Origin of the sequence: Arcticibacter sp. MXS-1, assembly GCF_041902385.1 — a bacterium.
Taxonomy (GTDB): domain Bacteria; phylum Bacteroidota; class Bacteroidia; order Sphingobacteriales; family Sphingobacteriaceae; genus Arcticibacter.
Map to the genome: position 1 here is coordinate 3,051,021 of NZ_CP169244.1, position 18,929 is coordinate 3,069,949.

At 48.0% G+C, this 18,929-nt stretch carries 15 protein-coding genes and 1 pseudogene; 9 read left to right on the plus strand and 7 right to left on the minus strand.

What is annotated here, in order from left to right:
• Positions 1–289: 289 nt before the first annotated feature.
• Positions 290–1,282 carry a D-isomer specific 2-hydroxyacid dehydrogenase family protein gene (locus ACES2C_RS13115; protein ID WP_374163547.1) on the plus strand — a complete coding sequence of 331 codons (993 nt, stop codon included), beginning with the start codon at positions 290–292 and terminating at the stop codon, positions 1,280–1,282.
• A 281-nt stretch (positions 1,283–1,563) separates the two neighbouring features.
• On the opposite strand, the gene ACES2C_RS13120 is transcribed toward ACES2C_RS13115, so the two are convergent.
• Entirely contained in the window at positions 1,564–2,127 is a 564-nt protein-coding gene (locus tag ACES2C_RS13120; protein WP_374163548.1) for a hypothetical protein, read from the minus strand.
• A 450-nt stretch (positions 2,128–2,577) separates the two neighbouring features.
• On the opposite strand from ACES2C_RS13120, the gene ACES2C_RS13125 reads away from it, so the two are divergent.
• The 8 genes from ACES2C_RS13125 (at position 2,578) to ACES2C_RS13160 (ending at position 12,100) form a co-directional block, all read left to right on the plus strand.
• Positions 2,578–3,825 carry an efflux RND transporter periplasmic adaptor subunit gene (locus ACES2C_RS13125; RefSeq protein ID WP_374163549.1) on the plus strand — a complete coding sequence of 416 codons (1,248 nt, stop codon included), beginning with the start codon at positions 2,578–2,580 and terminating at the stop codon, positions 3,823–3,825.
• Positions 3,826–3,828: 3 nt separating this feature from the next.
• A complete protein-coding gene (locus tag ACES2C_RS13130; RefSeq protein ID WP_374163550.1) occupies positions 3,829–5,280 on the plus strand; it encodes a TolC family protein in 1,452 nt (483 codons plus the stop codon).
• 117 nt (positions 5,281–5,397) lie between these two features.
• On the plus strand, positions 5,398–5,955 hold the full coding sequence (locus ACES2C_RS13135; protein ID WP_374163551.1) for an ABC transporter ATP-binding protein: 558 nt from the start codon (positions 5,398–5,400) through the stop codon (positions 5,953–5,955).
• Between the two features lie 15 nt (positions 5,956–5,970).
• Complete coding sequence (locus ACES2C_RS13140; RefSeq protein WP_374163552.1) at positions 5,971–7,206, plus strand: ABC transporter permease; 1,236 nt, start codon at positions 5,971–5,973, stop codon at positions 7,204–7,206.
• A gap of 15 nt (positions 7,207–7,221) precedes the next feature.
• Positions 7,222–8,388, plus strand: a complete 1,167-nt coding sequence (locus ACES2C_RS13145) for an ABC transporter permease (RefSeq protein ID WP_374163553.1) — start codon at positions 7,222–7,224, stop codon at positions 8,386–8,388.
• Between the two features lie 26 nt (positions 8,389–8,414).
• Positions 8,415–9,788, plus strand: a complete 1,374-nt coding sequence (locus ACES2C_RS13150; RefSeq protein ID WP_374163554.1) for a sigma-54-dependent transcriptional regulator — start codon at positions 8,415–8,417, stop codon at positions 9,786–9,788.
• A complete protein-coding gene (locus tag ACES2C_RS13155) occupies positions 9,772–11,082 on the plus strand; it encodes a PAS domain-containing sensor histidine kinase (RefSeq protein ID WP_374163555.1) in 1,311 nt (436 codons plus the stop codon). The genes ACES2C_RS13150 and ACES2C_RS13155 overlap by 17 nt, the downstream gene beginning before the upstream one ends.
• A gap of 517 nt (positions 11,083–11,599) precedes the next feature.
• Complete coding sequence (locus ACES2C_RS13160) at positions 11,600–12,100, plus strand: hypothetical protein (protein ID WP_374163556.1); 501 nt, start codon at positions 11,600–11,602, stop codon at positions 12,098–12,100.
• Positions 12,101–12,664: 564 nt separating this feature from the next.
• Here ACES2C_RS13160 and ACES2C_RS13165 read toward each other — a convergent pair.
• The 6 genes and pseudogenes from ACES2C_RS13165 to ACES2C_RS13190 form a co-directional block, all read right to left on the minus strand.
• Positions 12,665–13,530 (minus strand): annotated as a pseudogene (locus ACES2C_RS13165) (glycoside hydrolase family 25 protein).
• Between the two features lie 69 nt (positions 13,531–13,599).
• On the minus strand, positions 13,600–14,001 hold the full coding sequence (locus tag ACES2C_RS13170; protein WP_374163557.1) for an NUDIX domain-containing protein: 402 nt from the start codon (positions 13,999–14,001) through the stop codon (positions 13,600–13,602).
• A 5-nt stretch (positions 14,002–14,006) separates the two neighbouring features.
• Positions 14,007–14,843, minus strand: a complete 837-nt coding sequence (locus ACES2C_RS13175) for a cyanophycinase (protein WP_374163558.1) — start codon at positions 14,841–14,843, stop codon at positions 14,007–14,009.
• A 240-nt stretch (positions 14,844–15,083) separates the two neighbouring features.
• Complete coding sequence (locus ACES2C_RS13180; protein ID WP_374163559.1) at positions 15,084–15,596, minus strand: DinB family protein; 513 nt, start codon at positions 15,594–15,596, stop codon at positions 15,084–15,086.
• 253 nt (positions 15,597–15,849) lie between these two features.
• Positions 15,850–18,234: an ABC transporter permease gene (locus ACES2C_RS13185; protein WP_374163560.1), complete on the minus strand. Its 2,385-nt coding sequence runs from the start codon at positions 18,232–18,234 to the stop codon at positions 15,850–15,852.
• 253 nt (positions 18,235–18,487) lie between these two features.
• On the minus strand, positions 18,488–18,865 hold the full coding sequence (locus tag ACES2C_RS13190; protein ID WP_374163561.1) for a hypothetical protein: 378 nt from the start codon (positions 18,863–18,865) through the stop codon (positions 18,488–18,490).
• Positions 18,866–18,929: the final 64 nt, after the last annotated feature.

Below are 18,929 nucleotides of genomic sequence, written 5' to 3' on the forward strand. Positions count from 1 at the left end.
TGCACTGTAGCGTACGCTGGAGCTATATTGCCGTTTTGGCCTCCCTTTAGTAATATCGTATCAGATTTTCGGGAAAACTGTCCGCGTTGCTGTCGGTTTTAACAATCCGGCTTGGTTTTTTGCTGCCCAGACTGATAGTCGTCACCATGCTTCCAAAGATGGAGGATTGTGATTATTATTGCCCCGTATTTCTGCATTGCGGCCAGCGGGAAGAGAGCGGCCAGTAATGCCGGATGAGCAGCGGAAATAACTTTGAGGATCATCAATATATCAGCTAAAAGGACTAACAATGAAACTTACTGCTTTTGAAGTTCGCGAGGACGAGGTTAAAGTATTTGCCATGCTGGCTTCTCAGTACGGCATAGAGATCGCTTATGTGCAGCAGCTCTTATCGCCGGAGAACGTGGACCTGGCAGAGGGGAGCGCTGGTGTAACCGTTCTGGGCTTTAGTCAGGTAAGCAGAGAGGTCTTGTCTCAACTGAAAGCGTTGGGTGTTTCCTTTTTATCAACACGTACCATCGGATATAATCACATTGATCTGGCTGCTGCAACTGAGCTGGGCATCCGCGTGAGCAATGCGAACTACGGCCCTCACGGCGTGGCCGACTACACGGTTATGCTGATGTTAATGTCTCTCCGGAAATACAAGCAGGCCCTTTTCAGGGCAAATGTGAACGACTACTCGCTTAACGGATTGCAGGGAAGGGAGATGAAGGATATGACGATAGGAATTGTAGGGACGGGAAAGATTGGTTCAAAGGTGATCGATAACCTGTCGGGCTTTGGAAGTCGCATACTCGCTTATGATACAATCGTCAATGAGCACGTTAGCAGGAAAGCGGAGTACGTCAGTCTCGATGAACTGTACCGGCAGTCGGATATTATCAGTCTCCACGTTCCTCTTTTTGAAAGCACCGCCCAGATGATCAACAAAGAGTCTATTGCTAAAATGAAGGATGGCGTTATCCTGGTCAACTGTGCGCGCGGTGAACTCATGAATATCACGGATCTTATTTCTGCGATCGAACATGAAAAGATCGGAGCTCTTGCCCTCGATGTCTTTGAAAAAGAAGAAGGCATCTATCACTTTGACAGGCGGACTGATATCATCAAGAACAGGGACATGGCTTATATTCGTCAATTTCCCAATGTCATCATGACGCAGCACATTGCATTTTACACCGATACGGCTGTCGGGGATATGGTAAGCTTCGGTGTTAAAAGTCTGGTCTCTTTCGTGCAGGAGGGCAGGGCTGAGACCGAAATCTTTTTCCGGCCCTAAGGAGGGCTTCTCTCGCAGGCTTATTGCCGGCCCTTTTAATGGTTGCTTGTTTACTTTTGCGGTCCAGACGAGAGGCGCCGGCCCGCTTGCCTGATGTCTGAGCATTCTATAATGTCAGGGTTACCTGAGCTTCTTTGTCGTGGACTGACTTTTATGCAATGTGTTTTTTCTGATCAAAATTAAGAGACTTAAGACTACCCCAAATCTTTCAGCGTGCGCCTTATCCTGGCCTCCGTTCAGTTGAAAAACTGAACCTAAGCCCGGCACCAAGGACAGCAGAATTATCCGACTGCTGTTCTGTAGGGCTTTTGTATTCCATTACTTAAGTTAATGGCTCTTTTTATACGCGGGCGATTATATCGCTGAAGGAAAATCGGATAAAGGTTGAGTAAGATGTTTAAGATCAGCAGCCACAAAGATTTGAGAATGCCAAACTTGAACGCCACGAAAACACTAAACCCCAGAACTATAAATAAGATAATCAGGTGACCGAACTCCGATTTTTTTGTCTGGTAATGTAAATTCATCAAAGCCTCGCGATTCTTTTCTACCGGGTTCGACTTTTTACTCACTCTTTCCCAGCCTGTCCAAACCAATAGTTTTCTATAAAAACTGATTCCGAGATATTCGTAAACTTTCCCTCTCTTTTCCCATTCCTTTTCATCATAGTAAGAAGAAGTAAACTGACTTTTCAGTGCTTCAGTAAAAGCAAGGACGCACATCATTAACAGGAAGTTCAGTGCCCAGGCGAATGCAAAGCCGTCCATCGGAATAAAACGAGTCAGGGCAAAAACTGACGCAATTCCAATTATTATGCTTAAGGCCTGGTTTCCTGTTTTTTTCATCGATTGTTTTGTTTAGAATTTCCTGATGTTTTTAGCGAGCCGACCTGTTTAGGCAGAATAATACAATAATAAGCTTTGTTATCGTTATTTCCGCGACGGGAATGGGCGTAAACCGGGGAAGTTTTCCACGCTTTTGTGCTTTTTCTGCTTTTTGCTCATTTCTCTCTTTCGAAAAGGCTTGAAAGCTGTAGTCGCTCCCGCAACAAAAGTTACGAAATCCCCGCTCTTTAAGTCAGCCAACAAGAGCTTTATCTCAGGATTAGCCGGCTGGATGTAAGGACTCTGTCGTTTGCGGACGGATTTTTCAGGCTGTTCAGCATGCACACTGAAAAATTATACAAAGCCGGACTTTTTGTTCGTTTTCGGACGTTTTTTTGTTTTGGCGATTTTGTAAGTATCAGATAAGCAACAAGTTGTCTTTGGTATTCCTTTCGCATACTCCTGTAGCATATGGACATGCTAATACCTGAAGAAATTGTACAAAGACGTAAGCGCAAAAGGGGGATTTGGATCGCCCTTGCCTTTGCGGGACTGATCGCTCTGATCTTTTCTTTTCGCATCCTGGTAAAGCCCTCCGTCAGTAAAAGCAGCATCACGACTTTTTTGGCAGAAGAGGGGCCGGTTGAGAATACCATAAGTGCTACAGGTGAGGTACTTCCCGAGTTTGAGCAGGTGATCACCAGCCCCATTCAATCCTCTATTCAGGATGTTCTGGTAGAAACGGGCGCCACTCTTCATCCCGGGCAGGCTATTCTCACTCTGGACAAGTCGGGCACCGTGAGCGAGTTTGATAAGCAGAAGTTTCAGCTGGAGTCGAAGCGAAACATGATCGATAAATTGAGTACCGAACTGAACAAAAGCTTTTTTGATCTCAAATCGAATAATGAGATCAAGCGACTAAAGATTGCGAGCCTTAAGGCTTCTCTTGAAGACTACCGTAGATTGTTTAAAGCGGGAGGAGCAACGCGTGAGGATGTGGCGAAGGCAGAACTGGATTTAAAGGTTGCCGAGCTTGAAAAAAAGCAGCTGGAGAATGAGATCAGAAGCAAGCAGGCGACAATGAAGGCAGAAATGCGGGAATCAAAGATCGCTTTCGCTATCCAGCAGAATGAGCTTAGCGAGCTGGAGCGGAAATTAAAGCAGGCGAGTATTCAGGCGGGGCGCAGGGGAGTGGTCACCTGGGTAAACAGGAATATCGGGGCGGGAGTAAGGGAAGGCGACGTACTCGCCCGGATAGCAGACCTGAAGACCTTCAAAGTTTCGGGCTCTGTCTCTGATAATTATCTCAGCGAGATCAGTAAGAATATGGCAGTCCTGGTACGGGTAAATGACAGCCTTCTTACCGGGCAGGTCAGCAATGTTTCCCCTTCTGTACAGAACGGTCTTATTTCCTTTGATGTTCAGCTGCAGGATAAAAGGAGCAGGTTATTACGACCTAACCTGAAGGTGGATGTATACCTCGTCACGGAGAGCCGGGCACGGACCATCAGGGTTGCAAACGGACCCGCCTTTAAGGGGAAGGGTGCACAAGATGTATTTGTAGTGAAGGGAAACAAGGCGGAACGCCGGGCAGTGCATACCGGCCTGTCAAACTTTGACTATATCGAGGTGCTCGATGGTCTGAGGAAGGGAGAGAGGGTCATCACTTCCGACATGAGCGAGTTCAAAAACGCAGAAGAAATCACAATTAAAGAGTAGTCGATGAAAGCGTACCTTAGCGTCTTATCCTTGCTTCTCCTTTCCTTGCACGGGTTCGGAAGGCAGACAGATACACTTCGGCTATCTCTGGATGAGGTTGTTCAAATGGCTAAAGAAAAGTCTATTTCTGCGAAGCAGGCGGTATCAACCAGGGAAACGAAGTACTGGGAGTGGCGGACCTTCAAATCAAACTACCAGCCCCAGCTGACACTTTCGGGCGTCGTGCCTGGCTATAGCAAGACCTTCAGGGAAGTGCTTCAGCCAAACGGAACGATCGACTTTCAACCCGTCAGGAACAATAATTCATCGGTTAGTCTGGCTTTTAGTCAGAGCATAACGATGACGGGCGGTTCGGTCTTTGGAACCACTCAATTGCAGCGATTTGACGACTTCGACAGGAACAACGTGCTCTATAATGGCGTCCCTTACGCCATCGGCTACAGTCAGCCTCTATTTCAATATAACCAGCTCCGATGGGATCAGCGGGTTGAACCACTCAAATACAGTGAGAGCAGGCAGGCTTATATTGAATCGATGGAAAAGATTGCAGTGCAGGCGAACGAGTATTTTTTCGACCTGCTGCTTGCGCAGGCCAACCTTCAGATCTCAGAAAGCAATTTCAGTAATACCGATACCATACTGAAGGTGGCACAGCTGAAATACGACCTTGGAAAGATCACCAAAAACGAGATACTGCAGCTTCAGCTCGAAAGACTGAAAGCGCAAAAGTCTGTAGGTGTTGCAAAAAGGGACATGGAGATCGCGATGCTGAACCTGAGGAGTTATACAGGCCTCGGCTCTGTGCCTCTCGTTCTGCAAGCTCCCCTTCAATCACCGGGAGTTGAGATTGCAGCAGAGAAGGCTTTGTCTGAGGCATTCGCAAATCGTGCTGATGCAATAGGCTTCGCCCGTCGTCTGGCTGAGGCAAAAAGGGCGGTGGCCAAAGCGAAGGGCGAATCAGGCATAAATGCAGCGCTTACTGCTCGCCTGGGCTTCTCCAAGAGTGCAAGCAAGCTCAGGGGCGTGTACCGTTCACCGCAGGATCAGCAATTGTTGCAGGTGGAGCTCAGTATTCCTATTCTCGACTGGGGACGGAGTCAGTCGCGTACCAGGACAGCCCGTGTAAACCTTCAGCTTGAAGAATACTCGGTGGAACAGGATAAGCAGAACTTTTCGCAGGAGATCATTACTCAGGTTACCCTCTACAACATGATGAAGGATCAGCTAAATTTAACGAGCGAAGCCGACAGGATCGCGTCTGAGAAGTTTCTTATAGCACGGGAAAGATATCTGATCGGCAGTCTCAGTATTACCGACCTGAGTATCGCCTTTCAGGAAAAAGACCAGGCCAGGCGCGACTATATTTCTGCGCTGCGGGACTTCTGGGGAGCCTACTTCGAGCTGCGATACTTGTCGCTTTATGACTTTGCATTAAACAGGAAAATAACATATTAAAACCAAACCAATGATACAACTGGAGAACATTGAAAAGCTTTACATGACAGATACTGTGGAGACTGTAGCTCTTAACCGCATTAACCTGAACATTCCCAGGGGGAGTTCCTGTCAGTAATGGGGCCCTCGGGCTGCGGAAAGAGCACCTTGCTGAATATTATGGGGCTGCTCGACTCGCCCACTAAGGGGCAAGTAAAAATAGCGGGGCAGGATCTGAGCCACCTGCCTGATAAAAAGCTGGCCCGCTTCAGGAACGAGAAGATCGGCTTTATCTTCCAGAGTTTCCATCTGATCAACGACCTCCAGGTGCTGGATAATGTGGAGCTCCCTCTTCTGTACCGCAAGGTCTCGGCAAGGGAGCGAAAGCGTCTTTCGACTGAAGCGCTTGAAAAAGTAGGCTTAAGCAACCGGATGAAGCATTATCCGTCCCAGCTCTCGGGAGGACAGAAACAAAGGGTAGCCATTGCCCGCGCCATCGTAGGTAAGCCCGATATTATTCTTGCTGATGAGCCGACGGGTAATCTGGATAGTGCTATGGGCAACGAGATCATGAACATTTTACTCCAGTTGAACAAAGACGACAGCAGTACCATCGTAATGGTTACGCACGACGAGCAGATGGCCAGGAAGACCCACCGGCTGGTGCGACTGTTTGACGGATCGCAGGTACAATAGATAAAGAAAAGAGCTATGTTGAAAAATTATCTTAAAACAGCATGGGCTGTTCTCATGCGCCGGAAATTCTTCACTTTTATTAGTCTTTTCGGTATTAGCCTGACACTCACCATTCTCATCGTCTTTACGGCTTTCTTTGACAGGGTGAGCAGCCCTGGCTATCCGGATATGAAGCGAGACCGCTCCCTGTACATCAACTGGATCGTGCAAAAGAATCCGAAGCAAGCCGGGATGATGAAAGGGCCGGGCAGCTTCTACTATATGAACCACTATGTTGGCTCTATGAAGAGCCCGGAGAAGGTGGCTATTTCCTCGATATTCAGGGCTACCAATACCTACGTGAAGAACAAGAAGCTGGTGATCAATATCAAGTACACGAACGATGCATGGTGGGAGGTGCTGGAATATCAGTTCCTTGAAGGTAAGCCGTATACTGCGCAGCAGACCAGCAATGGCGATCGCGTGGCCGTGATCTCGGAAGAGATAAGGGATCAGTACTTCGGGGATGGAGAACTGGCTGTGGGCAAGTATATTGATGCTGATAATATCAGATACAGAGTGGCTGGAGTGGTGAAAAGTGTATCGGTCACGAGTCCGTTTATCTATGCTGATATGTATCTCCCATATACGGTTTCAAAGGGTGACTTCAGGACGAAATCACTCAGCGGAGAGTATACAGCCATTGTGCTTGCGAAAAGCCGGCGTGACTTTCCTCGTATTCAGGAGGAATACAGGCAGGTGGTGAGCAAGATACCGCCGCAGAATAAGGATTTTACAGATATCAAAAGCTATGCAGACCCTTATCTGGAGAGTTTCATCAGGGTTTTTTCGAAAGATGAAAACAGCGGTCTCGGCTTTTTTATGACAGTGCTTTCTCTGGTTGTCTTCTTCCTGATGCTTTTGCCCGCAATAAATCTGGTGAATGTGAATGTGAGCAGGATTATGGAGCGCTCTTCAGAGATAGGAGTGCGGAAGGCTTTCGGAGCGTCCTCCTCTGTTCTGGCGCTGCAATTCGTTGTGGAGAACGTGATCCTCACTTTGCTGGGCGGAGTGCTCAGTGTGATCCTTTCTCAGCTCATCCTTTCGGCTATCAATGGCAGCGATCTGATCCCCAATACGCTCCTGAGTATTAATTACCGCGTCCTGCTCTATGGTTTTGGCGCCTGTATCTTCTTCGGGCTTCTGTCAGGAGTTTATCCGGCATGGCGCATGTCGAGGTTAGAAGTCGTAGACGCGCTCAAAGCACAATAATTAAGATAGAAAGATATGATCGCACATTTGTTTAAACTGATATGGAACAGGAAGAAGCAGAACTTCCTGCTTATGCTCGAAATGTTTGTTTCGTTCATCGTGATGTTTGGCGTGTTTACGCTATGCGTCAATTACTACCTGAACTACAGGAAGACAAGAGGCTTCGAGTACCGCGATGTATGGGCCGTCAACTACGGTCTGCCTCCTGAGGTGAAAAATGCTGATTCTGTCAGGCTTCTCCTCGGTTCTTTAAAGAGTCTGATCGCTTCTGAGCCTCAGGTACAGAACCTTACCTTTACCGGTGGCAATATTCCTTACTCCAATAATACTTACAATACATCTATTGGTTATCAGGAGAAGGATATGATGTCTCACATCTACACCGCTGATCTGATGTATCCCCGGGTGCTCGGGATCGAAATGGAATCGGGGGAGTGGAAAGCAGATGAGCGCGGAGGGAAAGCCGGTATTGTAATCAACAGTACGCTGAAGCAGAATTTGTTTGGTAACGACAGGGCTGAAGGGAAGGAAATTAAAATTGACAATGAGCTCTTTAAGGTGTCGGGAGTGGTGAAGGATTTTAAAAGTGCCGGCGACTACCAGGCTGTAGAAAATGGCATCTTCAAAATACCCGACACAATTGAGCGGGGTCAGGATGTTATCATGCTGAAAGTGAAGCCCGGTACCGACGCCTCGTTCGAAGCCAGGCTTCATAAGATCGTATTTGGCTTTAGTAGAAATACGACGGTGGAAGTGGAACACCTCGAAAAGAAGCGGACGGCGAAAAATAATATGACCCTGATCCCGATGCTCATCTTTTTGCTCGTTTCGGCCTTCCTGATCATTAACGTCGCTCTCGGCTTATTTGGCGTGTTATGGTACAACATAAGCAAGAGGAAGGGTGAAATTGGATTGCGACGGGCTATAGGAGCCAGCAGCGGTTCTATATCCTGGCAGGTATCGGGCGAGACTCTGAGCATTGCTACCATTTCCGTGCTGGTCGGTGTGTTCTTCGCTGTTCAGTTTCCTCTTCTCAATGTCTTCGACATGGCCTCGAATGTGTATTTTACGGCCATTGTTTTATCTGTAATTTTAATGTACCTTTTAGTTCTGGTTTGTTCGCTGTACCCGGCCAGGCAGGCTTCTGCAATAGATCCTGCAATCGCCCTTCATGAGGAATAAAAGGACTAAAGGCCTTTCTTTTTTATATGATACTGATTATAGACGATGATGTCGCCGTAAGAACCTCGCTCAGTCTCCTGCTCGGGCGGGAAGGATTTAAAACGATCTCTGCCGCCTCCGAGGCTGAAGCTGTCGCGGCACTGGAGAAAAACGAGGTGCTTCTGGTGATCATGGACTTGAATTTCTCGAGGGATACCTCCGGGAGGGAAGGGATGCTGCTTCTGACCGCCGTCAGGCAGCTTAACCCGCAGGTGCCGGTTATCCTCATTACCGGATGGGCCACGATTGACCTTGCCGTGCAGGGAATGAAACTTGGTGCGAATGATTTTGTGAGCAAGCCCTGGAACAACGAGCAGCTGTTGCAATCTGTTCATACCCTGCTTCGTCTTCAGCATAAGCGCTCGGGCAGTGTCAGCCGAAGGCAGCTGGATAAACAATACGACTTTAAGAAGATTGTGGGAGAGGACCCGCAAATGCTGGAGCTCCTTGCTACTATTGGTCATGTTGCCGCTACTGACGCGTCAGTTCTCATCACGGGAGAAAGTGGTACGGGGAAGGAACTCATCGCGGAAGCGCTCCACGAGAACAGCTTGCGCAGCAAAAGGCCCTTTGTTAAGGTAAACCTGGGAGGCATCTCAGGCTCCCTCTTTGAAAGTGAAATGTTCGGCCATGTGCGTGGCGCTTATACCGATGCACGGCAGGACCGTATAGGACGCTTTGAGTTGGCGAATAAAGGCACGATCTTCCTTGACGAGATCGGCGAACTTGACCCGGCCAGTCAGGTGAAACTGCTGAGGGTGCTGCAGGACCGTACTTTCGAGGTGCTGGGCAGCAGTCGTACGAAGACAGCAGATGTCCGGGTCGTTTGTGCTACTAACCGCAACCTGGAAGAGATGGTATCAGCCGGAAGCTTCCGGGAGGATCTGCTCTACCGCATCAACCTGATTACGCTCCGGATCCCCGCGCTCAGAGAGAGGCCGAAGGATATCCCGCTGTTAGTGAACGCCTTTGTTGAAAACCTGAAGGAGCTTTACCGTAAGCCTGCTCTGCAGGTCAGCCGCCAGGCATTGGAATGGCTGCAGAAGCAAAGCTTTCCGGGCAATATCAGGCAGTTGAAGAACCTGGTGGAACGTACCGTGCTGATCAGCAGGCATGAGCTGCTCGACGTGAAGGATTTTCAGAAACAATATGACAGCTCACTGGCAAAGAAGGGAACGGTCCAGTTGCCGGACGTAGGATCGCTGACCCTCGAGGAGCTGGAGATCATGATGATACGGAAAGCGATGGAGTTTCACAGGAACAGGGTCTCCCGGGCTGCTGCCTCGCTTGGAATAACGCGGAACGCCCTTTACCGCCGCCTTGAGAAATACAATATTCCCTACGATGAAGCTGAGAACTAAATACCTGCTCTTTATCACCCTGCTGCATCTGGTTACCCTGTGGATGAGCTTCCTCATATTCAAAGAGCATAAGCTGATCTTTATCATCTCAGAGGTCTTTATTCTGATCTCCATGGCTTTCTCCTGGGCGCTCTTTCAGCAGCTTGTACACCCCTTAAAGACACTGGTCGAGGGTATTAACGCGATCAGAGATCAGGACTTCAGCGTGAAATTCAGGAGAACAGGGAAACAAGAAGTTGATCAGCTCGTCGATGTCTACAATAAGATGATTGACAGTCTGAGGGAAGAACGTACCCTGCAGGAGGAGCAGCATCAGTTTCTTGAGAAGCTGATCAGCACTTCGCCTACAGGGGTCGTGATCATGGACTACGACCATCACATTGAGCAGATGAATCCAAAGGCCAGGCAGCTCATGGGGATAGGAGAGAACGATAATCTGGAGCTCGTAGTGCCGGCATGCGGACATCCCCTAATCAAGCAAATAGAGGAGCTGCCTCCGGGGCAGCCTAAAATGGTCAGCATCAGCGGTATCGAGAATTACAAATGTCAGAAGTCCTCGTTTATAGACAGGGGCTTCCGGCGCTACTTCGTAATGATCGAGGAGCTTAGTGCCGAGATCTTGCAGACGGAAAAGAAAGCATACGGGAAGGTCATCCGCATGATGGCTCATGAGGTGAACAATACCGTAGGCCCGGTCAACTCCATCATGGATTTTGCGATGGAGCAGGAAGGGATTTCGCCCCGTTTAAAGGACGCCCTGATGGTCGCCATCGAGCGGAATAACAATCTTAACCTGTTTATGAAAGGCCTGGCAGATGTGGTCCGACTTCCCGTCCCTGCCATAGAACTGATTGACCTCAATGCTTTTGTGGCAGACGTCGGCAAGCTTTTTGAATACAGAAGTGCCGAAAGGAACGTAAGACTGGATCTTAAGCTGCATCATGAGCCGCTTTATTTTAAGGCCGACCGGCAGCAGATGGAACAGGTCCTTTTAAACCTGATCAAGAACTCCATGGAGGCTGTGGGCGGCCGTGCAGAGGGGACTATCACCTTGATGACGCTCTGTAACCCTCTCCGCATCGTGGTCCGGGATAACGGACACGGTATTCCTGCCGATGCGCAGGTAAATCTTTTTACGCCCTTTTATACCACCAAAAGAGATGGACAGGGCATCGGTCTTACGCTTGTCCGGGAGATTCTTCTTAACCATGGATTCGGGTTTTCGCTGAAGACAGCAGAAAGCGGCGAGACTGACTTCACCATCGTTATTCCCCCTGCGGTGGTGTCCGTCTGAGTTTTCTGGAAAGCGTCTTTGTTTCATTGAAGATGTTTGATCGCGCTTTTAAGCCCTCAATGAGATGGCTTCGCTAAGTGTTAAAGGCCATTCTTTGTTTTTTAAACGCTTCAATGAAATCGCTCTGCTAAGTTATTGTGATTCTTAATTGCTTTTCAATGGTTCAATGGAGCGCTTCGCTACAGTTCAAGGTCAGAAAGAGCATTAAAATCAGCTTTCAACTCCTCCTGAGAGCGCAGCTTATGAATGTTTTTCTTGATCGCATTCATTTTCAGATCTTTTACACTGCGAATTACTCTGCTGGGAGGGAAACCCGGCTAAGATCAGGTGCATAAAGTGCTGTGAAACCATTCCTGGTCTTTGCAAAAATGGCATTCCGCAAACGTGTTCGGAAGCTTCTTCTTGAAATATTTTCATCCCGCAATCGTTTGTGTTGAATTATTGGTAAAAATATAACTATATCTTATCAACTTTAAAAAGTTTTCTTACTTTTGTTGTGAAAATAATAAACAAGTAGATGAAAAAGATTTTATACTTCACCCTTTTAGTTGTTGGTTTATCAGTAAAGGGTTATGCAGATGACAAAATCAAAAGTGAGAAGAAGGACGCCGGAGTTTCATATTTTGCACAGAACAACTTCCTTAGTAAATACCAGAACGCACAAGATGTAAACTGGACCGTTACTCCTGAATTTCAAAAAGCTTCCTTCAGTCTTGAAGGTGTAAAGATGGCTGCTTTCTTTGATATTAACGGCGACTTTATCGCGACAACTCAATATGTTGATGCAAGTAAATTGCCAGCAAGAAGCAAGAGCAGAATTCAAAAATTATACAAGGAATACAAGATTGAAGAAGTAGTACGTTACGATCTTGATGCAGCTGACGAATCTCATTTCGACCTTCTGACAGGTAAGAGATTTTACAATACTGTCTACTTTGCAAGCCTTAAGAATAGCGATCAGAAGATGGTCCTTAAGATCACTCCTGACGGAGAAGTATCCTTCCTTAAAGAACTATAATATATAATCATCCAGATTAAGAGCAAATTAGAAAGACGGCCTCGGTTAGACGGCCGTCTTTTTGTTTTTACAGCCTCCGTGCAGCTTGTTCTCCCTCTAATCATACGCTGAAGTGAGTGGGAATGATCCTTTCCGCTAATTCAGAGTACAGAGTTCGTCATGCGCTCTTTGTCAATGAAGCGAGAAGGATCTAATCTCAAGGAATCCAGCATCGGGAAAACCAGAAGGAGCTGTTCCTACGAACGGGGTAGAAGGCGATGTAAGAAGATACAAGCCTGGATAGCCAGGCCTTTGCTGATACTTTGCCAATCTGGGGTATCGTATTGCTTGCGGTGAAAGCAGTTTTTGTTCCGACCCTGCAGCTTCCGTTTTCATGAAGACCATAAAGTCAGAGCCTGAGCTAACACTTCTCCGGCATAGATGTGTAACGTATGACCGCCTTAGCTTTTGATCCAATTTTTTGGTATGAGATGCTTCATTAGAGGGAATGTCGATCAGCCCCTTTCTTTTAGCAATAAAAACCTGAAAATATTAAAGAAAGATGCGTCCAGGGCGATCGTCCGATTACTCGTACACGAGCAGCGAGCGGAAGGAGGTGCTGTCGCCTCTGTAGACGTTGAAGTCAACGGAGTGGTTGATTCCGTTCACCCTGGCATCGTCTGAGTGCTGCCAAAACACCCAGTTGGTATTTTTTCCAGCCTTCAATTCTGGTTTGTAGTAGTGTGCAATCCACAGCTTGTACCCATCAAAATAGCCTTCAAGATAGTCGCGATAAAAACTCAAACCTGTATAGATGATGGGCTTGCTGCCGGTCTTTTTTCAAGGTGACTGAGGAAGGCTTTTAGCTCTTTGCGCAGCACCAGGGGAGAAAGCCCGTCCAGTGTTTCAACATCGGCAACCATCGGCAGGTCACCGTCTCCATGGGGGACTGTCTGAAGGAAAAAGCGAGCCTGCTGTTTGCCGTCTTTCCTGGGATGGAAATAATGATAGGCCCCGCATACGATCCCAGCTTTTGCCGCCTCCCTCCAGTTTCTCTGGAAGTATGGATCAACAAGTGTAAGGCCTTCGGTCGCTTTTATAAATGCAAAGTGAATACTAACCTCATCCTCTTTCATTTCCTTCACCTGCTTCCAGTCGATCTTGCCCTGCGCGTAGGAGACATCAATGCCGAACATCGTGTATTTACGGGGAATACGGACGTTAAATCCGGAATAGGTACGATACCTCGGGTCTTCTCCAATATCCTTTATCCACTGCCAAGTAGCGGTAAAGGTCTTAAGTACATACCCGTAATAAAAGGGGGATAGCAGGATCAGCAGGACTCCGGCAACAATAAGCTTGAACCTGTTCGGCCATTTGTTGTCGGGCTTTCGCTTCTTTCGTGTCGTTGTGGTTCTCTTCTTCTTAGCCTGAGGTCGTACGGGTTGCATAGATTCTTGCGCCCGCAAATCTAAGAAAATTCGCTTTTCCAGAAGCGGGCAGCGTCTGTTTGAGAATAGTTAATCGATTAAGTCGCTCTTCTTCAGGCTCTCAAAAATAAGTTTTCCCGCCTCTGAAAGTTTTTCCAGATCTTTGTATGATAGCCAGGCCAGCTCTTCTATCTCAGATTCGGCTGCTGGCAAGCCCTGGAAGCTTGCCGAGTAGCAACGTACACTCACCATTACACCCTCCGGCTTCCCGTGCGCCTGTGCATCAAACTGGCCCTTGAATTCTAAAGAAGAGGGCTCCAGTTCTACACCCAGTTCTTCCCGTATTTCCCTGCTTAGTGCAGCCTCGTCATTTTCGCCCTCCTCGCGTTTGCCGCCGGGAACATAAAAAATGTCTTTTCCCTTGCTTCGCGCGCATAAGATTTTGCGGTCTTTAATTTCTATGAGTGCAAGCTTGTCTATTGTACTATTCATTTCTGTCAGGGGAGATCAAATTCATCTCCCTCCGTAAATATCGAAAATTTGACGTCTTTAAGGCGAATCAGTCCCCCTCTGCCCGCCCTTATGTCCACAGGCTCCTTCAGTACCACAACCTGGCTTTCGCCGATTACCCTGGCCCGTTTGCCTCTTACAAGAATAGCCGTGCTCTCATCAATCCCCAGGCCAGCGTAATCGGGAAAGCGTTCCAATGCTGAAAGCAGCCTGTTGTAGCGGCTGCGCCTTACGAAGTGCTGATCAATAATCACAGAGTCGAGAAGGCCAAGACCCGGTTTAAATTCGATGTTCCCCTGTTTAAGCTTATCGAAGGTCTCTTTATAGGTAGTGTCGGGAAGGAGCTGATTTCCAGTGATCATGTGCGTACTCATCACTGCCGCCCCGGCACTTGTCCCAGCTATAGTACTGCCCTTACGATAGGCATACTGAATGGCTTTGCCGATCCCCGAATTTCTTGCCGAAGCCATAAAGCGCTCCTGGTCGCCCCCCGTTATAAAGATCAGCTTTGCATTTTTAAGAGAGTCAAGAGGCGGCGGCCCTAGGCGGTGACTGCTGAAACCAAGATCCACAATTTTACTGCGCACAAGGCTTTTTAGTTCCGATTCTACACTTTTGAATGCGGCAGCGCGATCTTCGCTTGCCATGGGAAGCACAACTATGTAGTCCTGTTTTCCTAGACCGGCCGCTTCGACCAGGCCGCCCAGAAGTGCAGGCGGACGTTTACCTCCTCCGATGATGAAAAGCTTCCCCGCCCCGGCCTGCGGGTACAGAACAGAGGGAAGCAAGAAAACAAGCAAGCACAGAATCAAAAGACGTTTCATATCTTAAAATACAAGGGCATTAAAAATACAACGTGACTCTTACCCCCGGCGTCCTGTCAATGCTGCCCCTCTGTTTTATTCGCTTTTGGCGGACGGAAACTGGCGGCCTCCTTCTTCCTCGATCGCCTGCTTTTGCCACAAGCAGGGAAACGTGTACCGGGCTCCCCGGGAGATGTTGCACCCGCTTGAGAAGGCGGAAAGATTTATTTGGAACGCTCTGGGGCAGATGAAAGTCTAAGGTTAACCAGCCTTCAACACGGCAGCTGTAACAAGCAGCTGCCCCGTGTGTCGCTGACTGTGTTCCGCTGCGTGAAATAGCAAACCCATGAGCGTTGTCGGGATCTGTTTTCTGCCTATGCCTCTTGCGTCGGTTAAGCGCGCGGGGTCTGTTCCTTCCAGTTGCTTGATCGCTTCCTGCACCTGTGCATTCAGACCTTGGAGAAGCGACTCAATCTTAATGTCCCTGTTTTCTATGCCTTCCTGCGCCAGGCACCGAAGCTGCTCTTCATTCAGCATTTCCCCGCGTGCGTAAGTAAACAGACGGTCAATGACACCCCTTATATGCTGAAGGTGAAAACCGACAGATGCCAGTCCCGCCGGCTTATCCCAGAGCTTTTCCTCAGGGAAATTCATAAGGTGCCGCGGTATTTCCTCCTGTACCTGCAGCAAGGCATGTGCAACAGGCTGTAAAAGTGCAGGCACTGAATCCACTGGTCCGCGCATCCAGACCTCCAGGTTTTCCTTCGATTCCATTGGACATAAATTTGATAGGACAATTTATTAAAAAGTTTCAGCCTGTGGATGCAGATACCATATTACCTGGAACTCATTTCTTCTTTTAAGGAAGTGCCCCCTAATCAAGAGAACCCGCTCCGAGAAAATGCAGAGCTGCTCGAGCACACATTCACGACGCAGTATGGCAGCTACAGAACGATATTTTCTCCAATGGTTGCGGTGCTCATTCTACACAAAGGTTCAGAGACAATGGATTTGCGCAGAAAGCTTTTTACTCTGTCCTCAGACTTTTTACCGGATTAGCATTTGCGGCTTTCAGGGAGCGATAACCGACCGTTAGAGCGGTTAAAACTAAGGTCGCACCTATGGATCCCAAAAAGATCAGCGCGTTCAAGGGGATGTGATAAGCGAAGTTCTGTAGCCATTGATGCATCACCCATCCGGCAAGCGGAGCGGCGAAAACAAAAGACATGACCACAAGAATGCTGAACTCGCGGCCAAAGAGCCAGATAATGCTGTTCACGCTGGCACCCAGTACTTTCCGCACCCCGATCTCTTTTGTCTTTTGCAGAGCGAGGAATGATACAAGTCCGTAAAGTCCCAGGCACCCGATAAAAATAGCGATGCCCGCAAACAGTTCCACTAAATGCAGCATTTGTCTTTCTTTTTCGTATAAACGGCTGATGTTGTCGTCAAAGAAAGTCGCCGAGTAAATATGGTCGGGATATAGCTTTGTCCAAATCTTTTCGAACTGGGGCAGAAGAGTAGGCAGACTCTGTGCGTCTGCTCTGACAGAGCAGGTTCTGTACCGGCCCAGATCAGACATCATGCAGACCGGCACAATCTCAGAGTGAAACGAGTAATTGTAGAAGTCGCGGACTACGCCCACAACTGTGCCTTTCCAATGGTCACCGTTCACATAGATCTGCTTGCCTATGATTTCCTGCGGAGACTTCAGTCTTAGCTTTCGTACCAGCATTTCGTTTACCAGAAATTCCCTTACCGTGTCGGAGGGGAAGAGATTTCTCCCTGCTACAAGCTTTATTCCGTATGTAGACAGGTAGTTGTGGTCCACCTGCTTGGTGTTTACATCAAAAGTCTCCGCTTCTGTCCGGTTATCGTATCGCATGCCGGTGGTGTTATTAGTATTAGAGACCGGACTTGCCGATGCGAATGAAACAGTCTCAACTCCCGGCAGCTGATTCAGCTGGTTATTCAGGGCGGTAAAAGTGGCTTTATCCTGATCCGGCAGATTCAGCAGTACGATCCCTTCTTTCTTAAATCCCAGATCAGCATTGCTCGCAAAATGCATTTGCGCAGCGATTACAATGACGCCAATGATGAGCATCTGCACAATGGCAAACTGCAGCCCCACCAGCATTCTGCGAACGGAGTAGGCAGAGCCCGAGCTTTTTACTTGTCCCTTTAACGTTTGTATAGGCCGCCAGCCCGACTGGATCACTCCCGGATAGAAGCCGGAAAGGAACACCACAATAAGGAAGGTCAGGAGCAGAAACGCCGCTAGTTTTCCCGTCTCTGCGCTGAGAGACATCTGTATGTCGAGCAGCCGGTTGATCATAGGAACAGCAGCCTGCGATAGTAACAGCGATAGTATCATGGCTAGCAGGACAATGACGAACGTCTCAGAAATGAACTGCCAGAAGATCTGGCTTTTATTGCTGCCGAGTACCTTTCTTACACCCACCTCCTTCGCTCTTTTCAGCGAATGAGCCGTAGCCAGATTCACAAAGTTGACGCAGGCTACTACCAGCAGAAAGATGCCTATCACTGACAAGGTGTAGAGCGTTCTTTTGGAGATGTCTCCGTCCATTTCTGTGTTAAAATGGATGTCGTGCAAAGGCTGAAGGCTAAAGCGGAAAGTTTTTGCCTCGTCCTTGTCATAGTATTTAGTAGAAATTTTTGCCATTTCCCGCTTTACATCTGCCGGCCTGACGTTCTTTTTGAGCAAGGTAAAGCACTCGCTGCCACTATAAATACCCACCCAGCTGCTGTCGCTCGCCAGCCAGCTGTTCCACGCTTTCAGATTAGAATATGAAAGAAATATTTCGCTTGACAAGTCTGTGTTTTTCGGCAGGTTTTTGATGACGCCTCCCACAGTAAAATATTCCTGATTGTTTACTTTGATGGTTTTTCCAAGGGCATTTTCCTTGCCGAAGTATTTTGTCGCCAGGCTGCTAGTGATGACGACTGTATTCGGCCGTGCCAGTGACTGTATGGTACCCTCGTTAACCGGAAAGTCAAAGATCTCGAAGAACTCGGGCTCTGTGTATGCTACGCGGGCGTCCTCTTCAAACTTTTTAACGTCATTGCGACTCTCCACCGTGACAAAGCTGTTATTGAGACGTACGATGCGCGCCGTCTTTTCTCCGAAGGTAAAGTCGTTCCGGAAAGCTTTGCCGAGGGGCTGAGGAACAGCCTTCGCATAGTTCACTCCCTCCTGATGAAATTCGGTGATGATCCTGTAAATCTGCTCCTTCTTGTGGTGAAAGTTGTCAAAGCTTAAATGATAACTGACAAGGACATAAATAACCACGGTAGCACAGATCCCGAGAGAGAGCCCCGTGACGTTGATCAGCGTGTAGCCTCCGTTTTTCCTGATATTCCTTAGGGCAATGGTGAAATAGTTCCTGAGCATATTGACGCTATTTCATCTTGTCTCGCAGGATAAATGCCTGTTTTGTATGTCGCTGATTGTCAGTTATTAATACATCTTGCGTTGTTCTGTTGTGTGCGGTATCGGACATCTGTATGTCCTCTTCCGAGCAGGAAAGATACTGAGGTAAACAAGGTTGCGAGGGCCAAAAAAGCTAGCAGGATACGCGCACGGCAATATAAAAAGCCTTGCCCATAGAGGCAGGATGAAAACTAAGGAGAAACAGTATCGGGCTCTAGGGCAACTCACTGAAGAGAACCTGATTCCCTGCTTTTAACTCCGTGATCTGCCGTGTATCGGTAACAGGACTAAGGCGGGATAAGAGGTGCGGCTTAGCGTAGTAGACAGTTACCTTCTTATTCAGCAGACGGCTCGCAAGGCTGTCGACATTAAATCCCCGTTCTATTCCTTTGCGAATGTAGTGGACGCCCCTGATTCCGTCGAGCATCACCACGATGTCGTCCGACCGCCCCTTCGTTACGCTTGTAACAACTCCTGTGACAGCTGAGGAGTTTTTGCGCTCCGCAGGTTCAGGGCGAATGCTGTCGATCAGAATAAATGCAACTGCAGCGCTTAGTAAAGTAATAACCTTTGTTTTGGTAAAGGCGGTCATGATATTGGTTTTAGTAATAATATAAAAATACAATTAACATCGGCCTTTGTTATGTTTGCAGTCA

What these genes read in the sequence shown, in the direction of transcription:
- ACES2C_RS13190 (WP_374163561.1), bottom strand. Translation starts at nt 18,865, where the DNA reads ATGACCGCCTTTACCAAAACAAAGGTTATTACTTTACTAAGCGCTGCA.
- ACES2C_RS13185 (WP_374163560.1), bottom strand. Translation starts at nt 18,234, where the DNA reads ATGCTCAGGAACTATTTCACCATTGCCCTAAGGAATATCAGGAAAAAC.
- ACES2C_RS13145 (WP_374163553.1), top strand. Translation starts at nt 7,222, where the DNA reads ATGATCGCACATTTGTTTAAACTGATATGGAACAGGAAGAAGCAGAAC.
- ACES2C_RS13170 (WP_374163557.1), bottom strand. Translation starts at nt 14,001, where the DNA reads ATGAATAGTACAATAGACAAGCTTGCACTCATAGAAATTAAAGACCGC.
- ACES2C_RS13150 (WP_374163554.1), top strand. Translation starts at nt 8,415, where the DNA reads ATGATACTGATTATAGACGATGATGTCGCCGTAAGAACCTCGCTCAGT.
- ACES2C_RS13175 (WP_374163558.1), bottom strand. Translation starts at nt 14,843, where the DNA reads ATGAAACGTCTTTTGATTCTGTGCTTGCTTGTTTTCTTGCTTCCCTCT.
- ACES2C_RS13135 (WP_374163551.1), top strand. Translation starts at nt 5,398, where the DNA reads ATGGGGCCCTCGGGCTGCGGAAAGAGCACCTTGCTGAATATTATGGGG.
- ACES2C_RS13120 (WP_374163548.1), bottom strand. Translation starts at nt 2,127, where the DNA reads ATGAAAAAAACAGGAAACCAGGCCTTAAGCATAATAATTGGAATTGCG.
- ACES2C_RS13140 (WP_374163552.1), top strand. Translation starts at nt 5,971, where the DNA reads ATGTTGAAAAATTATCTTAAAACAGCATGGGCTGTTCTCATGCGCCGG.
- ACES2C_RS13115 (WP_374163547.1), top strand. Translation starts at nt 290, where the DNA reads ATGAAACTTACTGCTTTTGAAGTTCGCGAGGACGAGGTTAAAGTATTT.
- ACES2C_RS13160 (WP_374163556.1), top strand. Translation starts at nt 11,600, where the DNA reads ATGAAAAAGATTTTATACTTCACCCTTTTAGTTGTTGGTTTATCAGTA.
- ACES2C_RS13130 (WP_374163550.1), top strand. Translation starts at nt 3,829, where the DNA reads ATGAAAGCGTACCTTAGCGTCTTATCCTTGCTTCTCCTTTCCTTGCAC.
- ACES2C_RS13125 (WP_374163549.1), top strand. Translation starts at nt 2,578, where the DNA reads ATGGACATGCTAATACCTGAAGAAATTGTACAAAGACGTAAGCGCAAA.
- ACES2C_RS13180 (WP_374163559.1), bottom strand. Translation starts at nt 15,596, where the DNA reads ATGGAATCGAAGGAAAACCTGGAGGTCTGGATGCGCGGACCAGTGGAT.
- ACES2C_RS13155 (WP_374163555.1), top strand. Translation starts at nt 9,772, where the DNA reads ATGAAGCTGAGAACTAAATACCTGCTCTTTATCACCCTGCTGCATCTG.